Annotated in this window: 11 protein-coding genes; 9 read left to right on the top strand and 2 right to left on the bottom strand. The window is 62.0% G+C overall.

From position 1 onward, the window contains the following. Positions 1-8: 8 nt before the first annotated feature. Positions 9-1001 (bottom strand): LuxR C-terminal-related transcriptional regulator, encoded by a 993-nt coding sequence (locus HEP69_RS18925; protein ID WP_290560062.1) that lies wholly within the window; start codon positions 999-1001, stop codon positions 9-11. Between HEP69_RS18925 and HEP69_RS18930 the strand changes: the two genes are divergently transcribed. From HEP69_RS18930 to HEP69_RS18960, 7 genes are read left to right on the top strand one after another with little or no spacing between them, the layout of a single operon-like run. Further along, complete coding sequence (locus HEP69_RS18930) at positions 985-1884, top strand: 3-keto-5-aminohexanoate cleavage protein (RefSeq protein ID WP_290560063.1); 900 nt, start codon at positions 985-987, stop codon at positions 1882-1884. The two genes, HEP69_RS18925 and HEP69_RS18930, sit on opposite strands and share 17 nt — an antisense overlap. 31 nt (positions 1885-1915) lie before the next feature. Next, entirely contained in the window at positions 1916-2923 is a 1008-nt protein-coding gene (gene dctP, locus HEP69_RS18935) for a TRAP transporter substrate-binding protein DctP (protein ID WP_290560064.1), read from the top strand. 49 nt (positions 2924-2972) lie between these two features. Further along, entirely contained in the window at positions 2973-3479 is a 507-nt protein-coding gene (locus tag HEP69_RS18940) for a TRAP transporter small permease (protein WP_290560065.1), read from the top strand. Next, positions 3479-4795: a TRAP transporter large permease subunit gene (locus HEP69_RS18945; protein WP_290560066.1), complete on the top strand. Its 1317-nt coding sequence runs from the start codon at positions 3479-3481 to the stop codon at positions 4793-4795. Before HEP69_RS18940 ends, HEP69_RS18945 begins: the two co-directional genes overlap by 1 nt. A 5-nt stretch (positions 4796-4800) precedes the next feature. Beyond that, positions 4801-6828: a dehydrogenase E1 component subunit alpha/beta gene (locus HEP69_RS18950; protein WP_290560067.1), complete on the top strand. Its 2028-nt coding sequence runs from the start codon at positions 4801-4803 to the stop codon at positions 6826-6828. Positions 6829-6833: 5 nt separating this feature from the next. Further along, positions 6834-7238 (top strand): RidA family protein, encoded by a 405-nt coding sequence (locus tag HEP69_RS18955; protein WP_290560068.1) that lies wholly within the window; start codon positions 6834-6836, stop codon positions 7236-7238. After that, positions 7238-8014, top strand: coding sequence for an aldolase/citrate lyase family protein (locus tag HEP69_RS18960; RefSeq protein ID WP_290560069.1), 777 nt, complete (start codon positions 7238-7240; stop codon positions 8012-8014). The genes HEP69_RS18955 and HEP69_RS18960 overlap by 1 nt, the downstream gene beginning before the upstream one ends. 204 nt (positions 8015-8218) lie before the next feature. Here the strand turns inward: HEP69_RS18960 and HEP69_RS18965 are convergent, their stop codons facing one another. Further along, positions 8219-8662: a MarR family transcriptional regulator gene (locus tag HEP69_RS18965; RefSeq protein WP_290560070.1), complete on the bottom strand. Its 444-nt coding sequence runs from the start codon at positions 8660-8662 to the stop codon at positions 8219-8221. Between the two features lie 614 nt (positions 8663-9276). On the opposite strand from HEP69_RS18965, the gene HEP69_RS18970 reads away from it, so the two are divergent. Together HEP69_RS18970 and HEP69_RS18975 are read left to right on the top strand one after the other, a co-directional pair. Further along, positions 9277-10458 carry an efflux RND transporter periplasmic adaptor subunit gene (locus HEP69_RS18970; RefSeq protein ID WP_290560071.1) on the top strand — a complete coding sequence of 394 codons (1182 nt, stop codon included), beginning with the start codon at positions 9277-9279 and terminating at the stop codon, positions 10456-10458. Further along, positions 10455-13595, top strand: a complete 3141-nt coding sequence (locus tag HEP69_RS18975) for a multidrug efflux RND transporter permease subunit (RefSeq protein ID WP_290560072.1) — start codon at positions 10455-10457, stop codon at positions 13593-13595. Before HEP69_RS18970 ends, HEP69_RS18975 begins: the two co-directional genes overlap by 4 nt. The last annotated feature ends 193 nt before the right edge of the window (positions 13596-13788 follow it).

Genomic DNA, 13788 nt, shown 5'->3' on the forward strand with positions numbered 1-13788 from the left:
CAAAGGGGCTAGCGGCGGGCGGCTTCGGTTCGGTTCCTGACCCCCAGTCTTTTGAGGATCGCGCTGACATGCAGCTTGACCGTGCCTTCCGAAATGCCAAGGTTCTCTGCGATTTTTCTATTTGACGCGCCGTTGCGCACGAATGTCAGTATTTCAGCCTGGCGCTTGGTCAGGGGGGGTGCGCCCTCAGAGGGGGGCAAAGGCGCGCTGGTTGCTGTCGATGCGACCAGCCCGCGCGTCGCCAGGAGCGCCTTTTCAAATGTGCCGAACCTGTCGGATAACAGCGCGATCTGCGCGGCGACCTCACTCTGGTTACTGCTGTCCACCTCTTGGATAGCCGCCACAATGTCCCGCAAGGCGGCCAAGGGGGCGGCGAGATCCTGTGCCGCGATATAGCTGAACCGGCCTTCGGCAACTTCGCTGCGGCGGGCCTCGGACAACGCGCGTTCGAGCGCATCCAACGCTTCGCGGCGATCGGTGATATCCAGCGCGACACCGTCCCAGATCACCGCGCCATCCGCCTCCTGCCGTGGTTGGCCGAGCGAGCGCACCCAGCGGTATCCGCCGCCGGGTGATTCGACCCGCACTTCGATATCCAAAGGCGTCAGATCGCGGGCGGAACGCTCGAGCGCGCCGACAAATCCGGCGCGGTCGTCCGGGTGGACCCAACCATGGTCCACCGCATCGGCTTTCATAAGCTCCTCGGGGTTCAGACCAAACGAGTTACGAACCCCGGAACTGACATAAATATAACGGTATTTTCCACTTGCGGTGCGCATCCGCTGCATCGTGTGACCGGGAAACCGATCAGCCAAAAGATCGGCGACATCGGGCGTGCGTGCGACGGGGGCATTCTCATCTGACATAGTACTAAAGTTATATAAGTTATGGCAAAATGCAACTATGATATAACTTTTTATATGACTTTTTCCCTGTTCGGGATATACCCGGCAGCATTCGGGCCATCCGAAACGGGAGGACACCTTGGAAAAAATCATCATCGAAGCGCGTGTCAACGAACTGGCAACACGGCGTGGCAATCCGCATGTCCCGTTCCTGCCGAACGAGATCATCGCGGATGCCAAAGCCTGCTATGACCAAGGCGCATCCGTCTTTCATTATCACGGGCGGACTGCCGATGGTGACCCGGAACACGCGGCCGAGTTTTATCTGGAAACCAACGCCGGTATCCGGGCGCAGTCGGATATCCTGATCCACCCCACCCTCGGCTATGTGGCCAATGACACCGATGCGATGAGCCGTTTTGCCGCCATCGAAGAAATGATGAAATCCGCCGAAACCGCGCCGGATTTCGCGCCGATGGATACAGGCAGCGTGAATGTCGACTGGTGGAACCCGCAAGACGGCAAATACGACACCACCGAGCTGATCTACAAGAACTCCACCGGGACGCTGATGCATTTTGCCGAGCGGATCAAGCATCACGGGCTGAAACCCTATCTGGTAAGCTGGAACGTGAGTTTCACGCGCCAGATCGAACAATTCCTGAAAATGGGCGTGCTGAGCGACCCCGCCTATATCTGCTTTTGCATGACCGACGAGATTATCTTTGCCGGTCATCCCGGAACCGAGGCGGGGCTGAATGCCCACACCGCATTCCTGCCGCAGGGGTTCGACTGCGTCTGGACGGTCGTGAACTACAAAGGCGACCTGTTCGAGTTGACCGAAAAGATCATCCGGGAAGGCGGTCATATCTCCGTCGGGCTGGGCGATTACGCCTATATGGATGGCGCGCGGCACCTCACCAATGCCGAGGTGATTGCCAAGGTCGCGGCCCAGGCTCGGGCCCTGGGGCGTGAACCCGCCACCGTCGCCGAAACCCGCACCATTCTCGACATGCCAAAAATCAAAATCGCGGCCTGAAGGCCGCATATCATTCCATAGGGAGGAAAACATGAAACTCACCAAGTTCTTTGCGGGCGCTGCGGCTCTGGCCCTTATGGGCGGGGCGGCAAGCGCTGAAACCTTCAAAATGCAGACGTTCCTGGGCACCAATGCCTCGACGACAAAGGCGTTCGAGGAGATGGCCGCGCAACTGGCCGAAGACACGGGCGGCGCAATCCAGATCGAGGTGCTGCCCGGGCGCGCGGTTGTCGGAGCGGCCGAGACAATCGAAGCCATACAGAACGGGCTTCTTGACGGGCAATACACAGCGCCAAGCTATTTCGCAGGCAAGGACCCGGCGATGGGCGTTTTGGGAGACACGCTTGCGGCCTATCCCGACAGCGCCACGCGGGATCGCTGGTTCACCGAAGGCGGTGGGCTGGAACTGGCCCGGGCGCTTTACAGCACATACGATCTTCACCTGATCTGCCCGATCTATTGGCCCTCGGAACAGATCCCCTCCAAAGTCGAGATCAACGGCGTCGCCGATCTGGAAGGCTTGAAGATGCGGGCGCCCGGCGGATTGGCCTCCGACCTCCTCAGCCGTGCCGGTGCATCGCTGGTGACGATGGGTGTTGGCGAAAGCGTGACTGCGATGGAAACCGGTGTCCTGGATGCTACCGATCTTGCCAACGTTGCGCTGAACGTGGCTCTGGGGATGCATAATCAGGCGAAATACTCGGTGCTTGCGCGCCATTCGATGGCGGTGACAGAGATGAGCGTCTCCAAGGCCAAATGGGACAGCCTGTCGGCGGAGAACCAGGCCAAGTTCGAGGCCGCGTGCACCGCATTGTCCAAAGGGTTGAAAACCACCCTGAGCGCCGAGGACGCGGCCGCAGAAGCGACAGCCAAATCCGAGATGGGCGTGACCTTTGTCGCCTTTGGCGAAGAAGATGCCGCGACGTTCCGGGCCATGACGGCCGAGGTCTGGGCCGACTGGGGCGCCAAAAGCGGGGATGCGCAAGCCATCGTCGACAGCCACAAGGCCTTCCTCTCCTCCATCGGGTTGATGAACTAGGGCCCGATGCGGGTGAGCCTGGCGCGGCGCGCAGATTTGGACATCGCATATGTTTCTTGACCGTTTGGCATTGGCCCTTGGCCGGACAACCGCGTGGTGTTTTGCAGCGATTGTCCTGATCATGGTCTATGAGGTTGTGGCGCGCTATGCGTTCAACGCCCCCACCAGTTGGGCGCATGAAACCTCGATCCTGTTGGCGAGCATTGGGTTTGTCTTTGGCGGTGCGTTCTGCATGGCCGAAGGTACACATATGCGCATCACCCTGTTGGTCGAGAAATGGCCCAGGCTTGCCCGGTTTTCCGATGCTGTCTCGCTCCTGGCGGGCCTCATCTATCTGGGCGGACTGACCTACGCGGCCTGGCGCATGGCCGAGCGCGCCGTCTGGCGATTTTCGCTGAACGGCGCGTGGGATCCAGAACGGTCGGGAAGCACGCTGAACTCGCCGCTGCCGTCTTACCTCAAGGCGCTTTTGTTTGTCGGATGCGCCCTGTTTCTGCTGCTTGCCCTGAAACAGGCCGCGGCGCTTGTCTTCGGCCGCCGCGGGAACGCCGACTGATGGAAATCGGAACCATCACGTTTCTCATCATCGGGTCGATGGCGGGGTTGTTGATGTTGGGCGTGCCATTGGCCTTTGTGTCTGGCGCGATCGCCGTTGTTCTGGCGGTCACGCAATTTGGCGTGAATGCCCTCTTTATCGTGGGGTCGCGCACGGTCGACTTTTTGGACAGTTTTGCCCTGATCGCAGTGCCGATGTTCGTTCTGATGGCCTCAATCATGGAGAAATCCGGGGTGGCCCGCGATCTCTATCGCGCGTTCCATGTGTGGGCCGGATCGGTGCGCGGCGGCATCGGCGTGGTCACGACCGGCGTGGCGGTCCTTCTGGGCGCCACCACCGGGATCATCGGGGGCGAGATCGTGCTTTTGGGCCTGATCGCGCTGCCGCAGATGCTGAAGCTGAACTATGATCGCAAGCTGGCCATCGGCACGATCACCGCAGGTGGATCTTTGGGGACGATGATCCCGCCGTCGATTATCCTAATCTTCTATGGTCTGACAGCCGAGGTTTCGATCTCGCATCTGTTTCTCGCCACGCTGGTTCCGGGGCTGATGCTGGCCAGCTTCTATGTCGCCTATATCCTGGTCCGCTGTGGTCTGAATCCGGAACTGGGCCCGCCCTTGCCACCCCACGAACGGGATATGCCGCTGCGCGAGAAGCTGGCGCTGTTCAGGGGTGTGATCCTGCCAATGATGGTGGCGGGGGGCGTGTTGGTGTCGATCTATGCCGGTTTCGCCTCGATCACAGAGAGCGCGGCACTTGGCGCTTTCGGTGCCGCGATCGCGGCCTGGGTGCGCAACGCATTCAGCTTTGCCATGCTCAGCGAAGTGCTGATTCAAGCGCTCAGAACCTGCGGGATGGTGTTCTGGCTGGTGTTTGGGACCAACGCGCTGATCGGTGTCTATAATCTGATGGGCGGGATTGCCTTTGCATCTGACATGCTTGCCGGGGTCAGCCAGGAACCGGCAGTCATTTTGGCGGTGATGATCGGCGTCTTTATCCTGCTGGGGTTCTTCATCGACTGGATTGGCATCCTGTTTCTGACCATGCCGATCTTTCTGCCGGTGCTGACGCAATTGGGCTATGATCCGATCTGGTTCGGGATCGTCTTCAACCTGTCGATGCAGATCGCCTATCTGACCCCGCCCTTTGGGCCTGCGTGTTTCTATCTCAAAGGTGCGGCGGGCGACACGCTGGAGCTGACCGAGATTTTCGCCGCGCAATGGCCGTTCATCGGCCTGCAAATCCTTGCACTTCTTATCGTCGTTATGTGGCCCGACCTTTCGCTCTGGCTACCACGTCTTGTTTACGGGTGATCGTTATGGCTCAGGTTCAGATCCTCGATACCGTCGCCCGCGCAGGGCCAGGCAATCGGCTGGGCCCGGACCAGCTGCGCGCCGCGCTGCGGATGATGCTGCGGATCCGGCGGTTTGAGACCCGCGCGAAAGAGCTCTTCTTGAAAGGTGTGATCAAGGGTACGGCGCATTCCAGCGTCGGACAGGAGGCGATTGCGGCGGGGGCCTGCACGGCCCTGGGACCGGATGATTTTCTGCTGACCCATCATCGCGGCCACGGGCACACGATCGCCAAGGGTTCAGATATTCGCCTGATGTTCGCCGAGCTGATGGGCCGCGCGCCGGGATATTGCGCCGGGCTGGGAGGATCCATGCATATTGCGGATTTCGACCGCAAGATCCTGGGGGCGAACGGGATTGTCGGCGCGGGCATGGGCCTGGGGACCGGTGCGGCGCTGGCCGAACAGCTGAACAAAAGCGGCAATATCGGGATCACTTTCTTTGGCGATGGCGCGGCCAATGAAGGGATCTTTCACGAGGCGATGAACCTTGCCGCCATCTGGAAACTTCCGCTGATTTTCTTTTGCGAAAACAACCAATACGGCCTTACCACCGCGACCGAAGCGGTCACCGCAGGCCCGTCAATCGCGGCACGCGGAGAGGCCTATGGCCTGCCCAACGACCGGATCGACGGCAACGATGTGGCGGCGGTGTTTGAGTCGGTGGAACGCGCCGCATTGCGGGCCCGCGCGGGCCAGGGCCCCACCCTGATCGAAGCGCTGACCTATCGCTGGGACGATCATTCCATGCGGGCCAACCTTCCGGCGTATCGCAGCGGCGATGAGCAGGCAGAGTGGAAATCGCGCGACCCCATCGCCCGCCTGCGGGACCAACTTGCCGCAACCGGAGAGCTGTCGGGCGCCGCCTATGACGCCGCAATCGCCGAGGTCGAAACCGAAATTGAAGCCGCCATCGACTGGGCCGTGCAACAGGCTGAGCCGGATATGGATCTGGCCCTGGCCAATGTGCGACCGCCCGCCCGCATCCGCGCCTTTGAGCCGCCGCCCGGACCGCGCATGCTGACCTATGCCCAGGCCATCACCGAGGCCTTCGCGTTGGAGATGGAAGCGGACGAGCACGTCATCATTCTGGGTGAGGATGTGGGCGAAACCGGCGGGATCTTCGGTCTCACAGCGGGGCTTTACGATCAATTCGGCGCAGACCGTGTGCGCGATACCCCTATCTCCGAAGGGGTGATATCGACCTGCGGTGTGGGTGCCGCGATGTCGGGCAAGCGCGTGGTGGTCGAAGCCCAGCTGTGGGATTTCGTCACGCTGATGATGGACGCCATCGTCAACCAGGCCGCAAAGGCCCGCTTCATGCTGGGCGGCAAGGCCAAGGTACCGATCGTTTTTCGCGGCCCGCAGGGGGCAGGCATCAGGCTGGCCGCCCAGCATTGCCAGTCGCTTGAGATGTTCTTTGCCAACGTACCGGGCTTGCAGATCTATGCGCCCTCAACGGCCTATGATGCCAAGGGCCTGATGGCCGCCGCCATCGCCGATGACGGGCCGGTCGTGTTTCTGGAACACAAGCTGCTTTATCTTGGGGCCACGCAACCCGTACCCGAAGCGCGCTATCACATTGAGCCTGGCAAGGCGCGGGTGGTGCGCCCAGGTCACGATTGCACCGTGATCGCCACGCTGGCCATGGTCGACCGTGCCGTCCAAGCCGCTGACCGGCTGGAGCGCGAGGGGATCAGCGTCGAAGTGATCGATCCGCGCACGATCAAGCCGCTGGACTCCGACACGATTTGCGACAGCGTCCGGAAAACCAACCGCGCCGTGATCGTGCATGAAGCACCGCTCTTTGGCGGGTTCGGGGGCGAGATCGCGGCGACCATTCAGGATCAGGCCTTCGATTGGCTGGACGCTCCGGTCGCCCGCATTGGCGCGCCAGAGATGCCGGTGCCTTACAACGACCGGCTGGAGCGCGCCTATATGCCCGACGCCGCCCGCATCGTCGAAGCTGTGAAATCCGTCTGCTACAGGAGGTGACTGTCATGCCCGCACGCAAAGTGATCATTCCCGAAGGGATGGAGACCATCTATGACACCTATCATTATGCTCCGGCGATACAGGTGGGCGACACGCTCTACCTCTCTGGTCAGGTCGGGCGTGACAAGGATCTGCGCGTCGTCGAAGGGACCGAGGCGCAATATGTCCAGGCCTTCGAGAATGTAAGAACGGTTCTGGGGGCCGCCGGCGCCTCGTTCTACGATGTGATCGAACTGGAAACCTGGTTCAGCGACAGCATGGCCGATCTAAAGACCTTCCTCAAGGTCAAGGACCGATACTTTATCAACCGCTATCCGACCTGGACGGGCTTTGCGGTCAAAGGGTTTTCGATGCCCGGCATTCTGGTCGAGATCAAGTGCAAGGCGATCCTTGGCCTGGACGCCACCTGATGCTGACGCTCCAGTCACTCCTTGCGGGTCCGGCGACGACGCTTGGGACGTGGACCCAGATCGCGGCGCCGGAAATGGTCGATCTGATTGGGTTGAACGGTTTTCAGTTTACCATCATCGATTGCCAGCACGGTCCTTTCGGGATCGAAACCGCCGAAAACCTTGCGCGCGCGGCGGATGCCAATGGCATTGCGGTTGCGTTGCGGGTGTCCAGAAACGATCCGGTCGAGATCATGAAGGCGCTGGATGCCGGGATCCGGCATGTCGTCGTTCCCAATATCGAAACCGCCGAAGAGACGGCGCAGGCCGTGGCCGCCACCCGCTTTGGGCCGCATGGATTGCGCGGTGCCTGCCCGTGCTGCCGGTCGGGCGGGCACTTCATCCGCAACTGGCACGATTATGTGGTCGAAGAAGAGGCGCGCACCGGCGCGATTGTACTGGTCGAAACCGCCGAGGGGCATCGCAATATCGCTGAGATCTGCGCGACGCCCGGACTGGCCGCGCTCATGGTGGGCCCGTTCGATCTGGCGGTGTCGATGGGGCTGAATGGTGAGTGGCGCAGCGACACGGTCACCGGCGCGGTCACCGACATGCTGCGCGCCGCACAGGACGCCAATGTGCCGACGATCATGCCGGTCTTTGCACCGTCAACGGCCGAGTGTCGGGACCTGATCGACCATTGGCATAGCCTCGGCGTTTCCTGCTTTGTGATCGGGTCGGACAAGATCATCGTGGCTGATGCGTTCGCGACCTGGGCTGATGCTCTGCGCGGATGACAGGGGCTTTGCGGCAAGACCGCAGCCCGAATACGCAGACGGCCCGGTTCTGCACGCGCCATGCGACCAGAGGGCAATCAGCCTTGCGCATCCGCAAGGCGGCCTGGGGTTTTGCATAGGTCTGTCGAGGCTATTGGAGCGCGCGTTGTCTTGGACACCCCGTCGACGGGCCGTCCTCTTCCTCTCTCTGACCCGAGACGATGCTCATCTCAGCATATCGGAATTCAGCCGCTCGGTCAGGAAACGACGCACCTGCATCAGATCAGGCGAGGGGGGGCCAACAATTGCGGCTTCTGCGGCATGCGCCCTGCGCTTTCCCTCAGTCAAGAACTCGCGGCCTTTGCTGGTCAACTCAAGCGTCCGGGCGCGCCGGTCGTCTGGCACGGGGGTTCGGACAAGCAGCGCTTTGCCTTCCAGCTTGTCGACATAGCGGCCGAATGTTGTCTGGTCGCGCTTTTGGAAACGGGCATACTCCGATTGCAACTGCCCGGGCGCGCTGTCGACCAGCCACAGAATGCCCAGACCGATGACATCGACCTCCATGCCTGACAACCGTCGATGCGTTTCCTCAAAGACGAGGCGCCCAATGGTGTTGAGCAGCATGCCCAAGGGAAGCTCGCCCGAAGCGATATCCGTGAATTCTGACATTATTCGACCTCCCGCCTCTTTCTATTTATCTCAGATGAGCTAATCTCATTTGAGAGTTACTATGCAATAACCGGGGCGGCACATGCGCGCGCGTGCGGATCAGAGCGATACCCCGTCACAGGCGGCCAAGCCCCTCGATGGCTCTGTCACGCCTGCCAGTATTTTCACACCGAAGGAAGGGCAGAAACAGGCTTTTGTGGCCGCACAAATGGCGGGGGATCGTCGCTTGGATACAGGCGTTCGGTGGGAAACAGGCTTGCGCGTGCCGAGAAGGACGGCACAGTTTGGAATGTCCGGCGATCGGGCTGTCTTGCAAGGCGTGACACAAAGCGCGTGCGCCCGGTCGTTGCGCTGCAAGCAGAGCTCATGCGGTCCTCGACGCGGAACGCGTCACCGGGCCTCTCTCAACGTCTTAACTCCGCAGTCGAGGTCCGATCGCATCGCAGCCCAACATATCTGCCCGGCAATCGGGCAGCGAGCCTGATCCTGCGGGTAAAGAGTGCGATTTCTTCAGAAGATTGGCCAAGACGATCCCGCACCAAACTACGCTCATGAAAGACAAGCCGTGACGGCGCTTGGCGCGCTTTGCACGCGATAAAGGAGAGGCCAGGAAGATGACACAGCGCACTCAGCGGACCGGGCCCGTGTGGTCCCCCGCTTCTTGGTTGCTGGTGACCGCACTCTCGGTCGCTACTCATTTTTTCGCGTCCCCCGCCAGTGCCCAGAACGGGCCGCCCGAGGTCAGCGTGGCCCGCCCCGCCGTCCAGTCGATTGTCGATTATGACATCTACACAGGCCGCACCCGTGCCCTTCAGGATGTCGAAATCCGCGCCCGCGTCTCGGGATTTCTCGAAGCCATCGTGTTTGAGGAAGGGATGATCGTCGAGGCCGGCGCGGTGCTGTTCCAACTGGACACGCGCCAGGCCGAGACCGAGGTCGCGCGGCTGGAGGCCCGCCTGAGCGAGGTCGAAAGCGCGCTTGCCCTGACCGAGATCGAATATGCCCGTATCCTGGAGCTGCGTCAACGCCAGTCGGCGGCGCAACAGCAACTGGACGAGGCCGAAGCGCTGCGGGCAAGCGCGCGCGCCGTCGTCCAGGGCGTCGCGGCAGAATTGCAGGCGGCCCGCATCACGCTGTCGGACGCGACCGTCAGGGCCCCGTTCACCGGTCGGATTGGCGCGTCTGAAGTGGATATCGGGACGCTGATCGACGGCGGCAGCGCGCAGGGCACCCTGCTGACAACGCTTGCGTCGATCGACCCGGTGGAAATCGTCTTTGACGCGCCAGAGGCGGATTACCTGACATATGTGCGGCTCGGCCTCGTGGGAGAGGCCGCGTCATCCCGAACGGCACCCGCCGAGATCCGCGTCCGACTTGCCGACGAGGCCGACTGGATCCATCCCGGGCGGATCACGTTCATCGACAACCGCCTCGATCCAAACACCGGAACGATCCGGCTGCATGCGACCATTCCCAATCCGCAAGAGCTCTTCCTGCCCGGCCTTTTTGGTGAGGTGCGCGTCCCGCGGCGCGGGCCATATGACGCGCTGCTGATCCCTGATACCGCGGTGCTCACCGATCTGGCTGGACGAGTGGTCTATGTCGTGGCCGAGGATGACACGGTAGAGGCCAGACCGGTCGAGACCGGCCAGCGCATCGGCGACATGCGCGTCATCAGGGACGGGATCACGTCAGAGGATCGGGTCATTCTCTCGGGCTTTTTGACGCTGGGCCCCGGCGCCGCCGTGATCCCGCGCGAAACGGATCTGACCGCCGATGCGAAGGCCACCCGATGAGCTGGTTCCACCTGTTCGTCGACCGGCCTGTTTTGGCTTCTGTCCTTTCGATCGTTCTGGTGATCGCGGGCATCGGCAGCTTCTTGAGGCTGCCCGTCGCGGAGTATCCGACCATCGCACCTCCCACCATCACGGTCTCGGCGATCTATCCGGGCGCCACGGCGGAAACCGCGGCCCAGACCGTCGCCGCCCCGTTGGAGGAGGAGATCAACGGCGTCGAAGGCATGGTTTACATGCTGTCGCAATCCACCGGCGATGGCACCGTCGGTATCACCGTCACGTTCGAGCCCGGCACCGATCTGGATGCCGCCAACGTGCTGGTGCAGAACCGCGTGGCCCGGGCTGAGCCGTCCTTGCCCGCACCGGTGCGCACGTTCGGCGTCACTGTGCAAAAGTCCAACGACGATATTCTGACGATCATCAATCTGATTTCGCCCGATGCGTCGCGCGATCTGCTTTACCTGTCGAACTATGCGCGTACCCAGATCATCGACCGGCTGCTGCGGGTGGACGGCGTGGGCCAGGTCAATCTCTTTGCCGAGCGGGCGTATTCGATGCGGATCTGGCTCAACCCCGAGCGCCTGGCCGCCCGGAACCTGACAGCCGGAGAGGTGGTGGCGAACCTGGCACTCAACAACACCCAGGTGGCGTCGGGCACCTTGGGCGGACTGCCCAACGGTGAACCCGGCGCCCAGCAATTCGGGGTCGAGACCCAAGGTCGCCTGACCACGCCCGAGGCGTTCGGGCGCGTTGTCGTGAGCCGGTCCGAGGGTGGGCGCGTGACGCGGATCACGGACGTGGCGCGGGTCGAGCTGGGCGCGGAAACCTATGCGATCTCGGGCTATCTGAGCGACGCTCCTTCAATCCCCATCGCGATCTATGCCTCTCCCGATGCCAATGCGCTCGCCGTGGCCGAAGCTGTCGCGGCTGAGATAGACACGATGTCAGCGACCTTTCCGGCAGGGGTCCAGCATCGCATCGCCTACAACCCGACGGAGTTCATCTCTGCCTCGGTCGCCGCCGTTTATCAGACCATCATCGAGGCGGGCGTATTGGTCGTTCTGACCATCCTGGTTTTCCTGCAAACCTGGCGCGCCGCGATCATCCCGGTGCTGTCGATCCCGGTCTCGTTGATCGGCACGTTCCTGTTTCTTGCGGCCCTTGGTTTTTCCATCAACACGCTGACCCTGTTCGGGCTGGTTCTGGCCATCGGTATTGTCGTGGACGACGCCATCGTTGTGGTCGAAAACGTCCAGCGCTACCTGCGGGACGGGCTCAGCCCGCGTGAGGCCGCCCGGCGCACCATGGATGATGTCAGCGGCGCGCTGATCGCCATTGGCCTGGTGCTGGGCGCGGTGTTCATTCCGGTGGCCTTTGTGACCGGTGTCACCGGCATCTTCTTCCAGCAATTCGCGCTGACGGTCGTTTCGGCCACCACCATCTCGGTCGCCGTGTCGCTGACCTTGTCGGCGGCCCTGTCCGGCAGCCTGATGCGGCCCCCGGCCGAAAGCGGGTTCGGCGCCGCGCTCAGCAACGGGTTCAATGCGGGATTTGACAGGGTCGCCAATGCATATGCGGCGCTGACACGCAGGTTGATCCGTTTCAGCCCCGTTGTCTTTCTGGTCTATGCCGGGTTGATCGGGTTTGCGGTCTTGCTGTTCCTACGCACGCCCACAGGCTTTATCCCCGATCAGGACAAGGGCTATTTCATCGCCGCCGTGTCCTTGCCACCCGGTGCAACACTGCCCCGCACCGAAGCCGTTGTGGAAGACCTCAAGGAGGTGTTGCTGGCCCATCCCGCCATTGCCGAAACGGTGGGTTTCGCAGGCTTCAACGGGGCAACGTTCACACCCGCGACCAATGGCGGTGCCGTCTTTGCGATCCTGGAGCCCTTTGAGGATCGTCTGGCAAATGACCACTCGGTCGCGAACATCATCGCGGCGCTCTGGCCGCAGGTCGGCGCGATCGAGGAAGCACTTGTGTTTCTGCTGCAACCGCCTGCCGTTCAGGGCCTTGGCAGTGCGGGAGGGTTTGAGCTCTATCTGCAAGACAGACAGGGCCGTGGCGTGGCCGCGATGGAGCAACAGTTGAGCACGCTCGCGGCGGCGGCGAATGCCGATCCGGCGCTGGAGGGGGTGTTTTCCTTTTTCAACACGGTCAGCCCACGGGTTTTCGCCGATATCGACCGGGACAAGGCCGAGATCCTCGGCGTTGGGCCGGGCGCCCTCAACGAAGCGCTGGAGATCAATCTGGGATCGGCTTACGTCAATGATTTCACCTTCATCGGGCGCAACTACCGTGTGACCGCGCAGGCCGATGCGCCCTATCGTGACGAGCTGCGCGACATCGCAAGCTACCGGGTGCGGTCCGACAGCGGCGCGCTGGTTCCGCTGGGCTCGATTTCCGAGTTCCGATACACGACCGGTCCGGACCGGTTGCCGCGCTATAACCTCTACCCCTCGGCCGAGCTTCAGGGCAACGCGGCGCCCGGCGTGTCCTCGGGACAGGCCCTCACCGCAATGGAGGCCGTAGCAGAGCGCACCTTGGCAGATGGGTTTGACATCGAATGGACCGGTCTGGCCTTTCAGCAGCAACAGGCGGGGGCGGCCGGTTACATCCTGTTTGGCCTGTCCGTGCTTTTGGTGTTCCTGACCCTCGCGGCCCTGTACGAGAGCTGGATATTGCCCTTTGCCGTCATTCTTATTGTGCCGATGTGTCTGCTTTCGGCGATGATCGGGGTATCTCTGCGCGGGTTCGATAACAATATCCTGACCCAGGTGGGGCTTGTGGTGCTGTTGGGTCTGGCGGCAAAGAACGCCATCCTCATCGTCGAGTTCGCGCGCAAGGCCGAGGCTGCGGGCGCCACCCGCATCGAGGCCGCGGTAGAGGCCGCCCGCCTGAGGCTCCGGCCGATCCTGATGACTTCGCTGGCGTTCATTTTCGGTGTGATCCCCCTGGTCATCGCCAGCGGCGCGGGCGCGGAGTTGCGGCAGGCGATTGGCACGGCGGTGTTTGGTGGAATGATCGGCGTGACCGCCTTCGGGTTGCTGTTCACGCCTGTGTTCTATGTGGCCTGTCGCGCGCTGGCAGAGCGGTTGGGATCTCACACCCGTGCTATTGGTGAAGACACCATGTAAATGCACTTTGGTCGTCCCTGCACCGCCCGTCGGCAGATATCGGGATTTTCACGACCGACACCTCTGGCCAGAGATCAAGGCCCACCATGCATTCCAGCTCATATGCCGGATCAGACCCGAGACTGTGATAAGACATGCCCGGAAAGCGGCGCCGCATTTTTGTGACCGCCCCGATCCGTTCCGTGATCTGTGA

It is taken from the genome of Aestuariivita sp. (assembly GCF_021404545.1).
In the GTDB taxonomy this organism is placed as follows: Bacteria; Pseudomonadota; Alphaproteobacteria; order Rhodobacterales; family Rhodobacteraceae; genus Aestuariivita.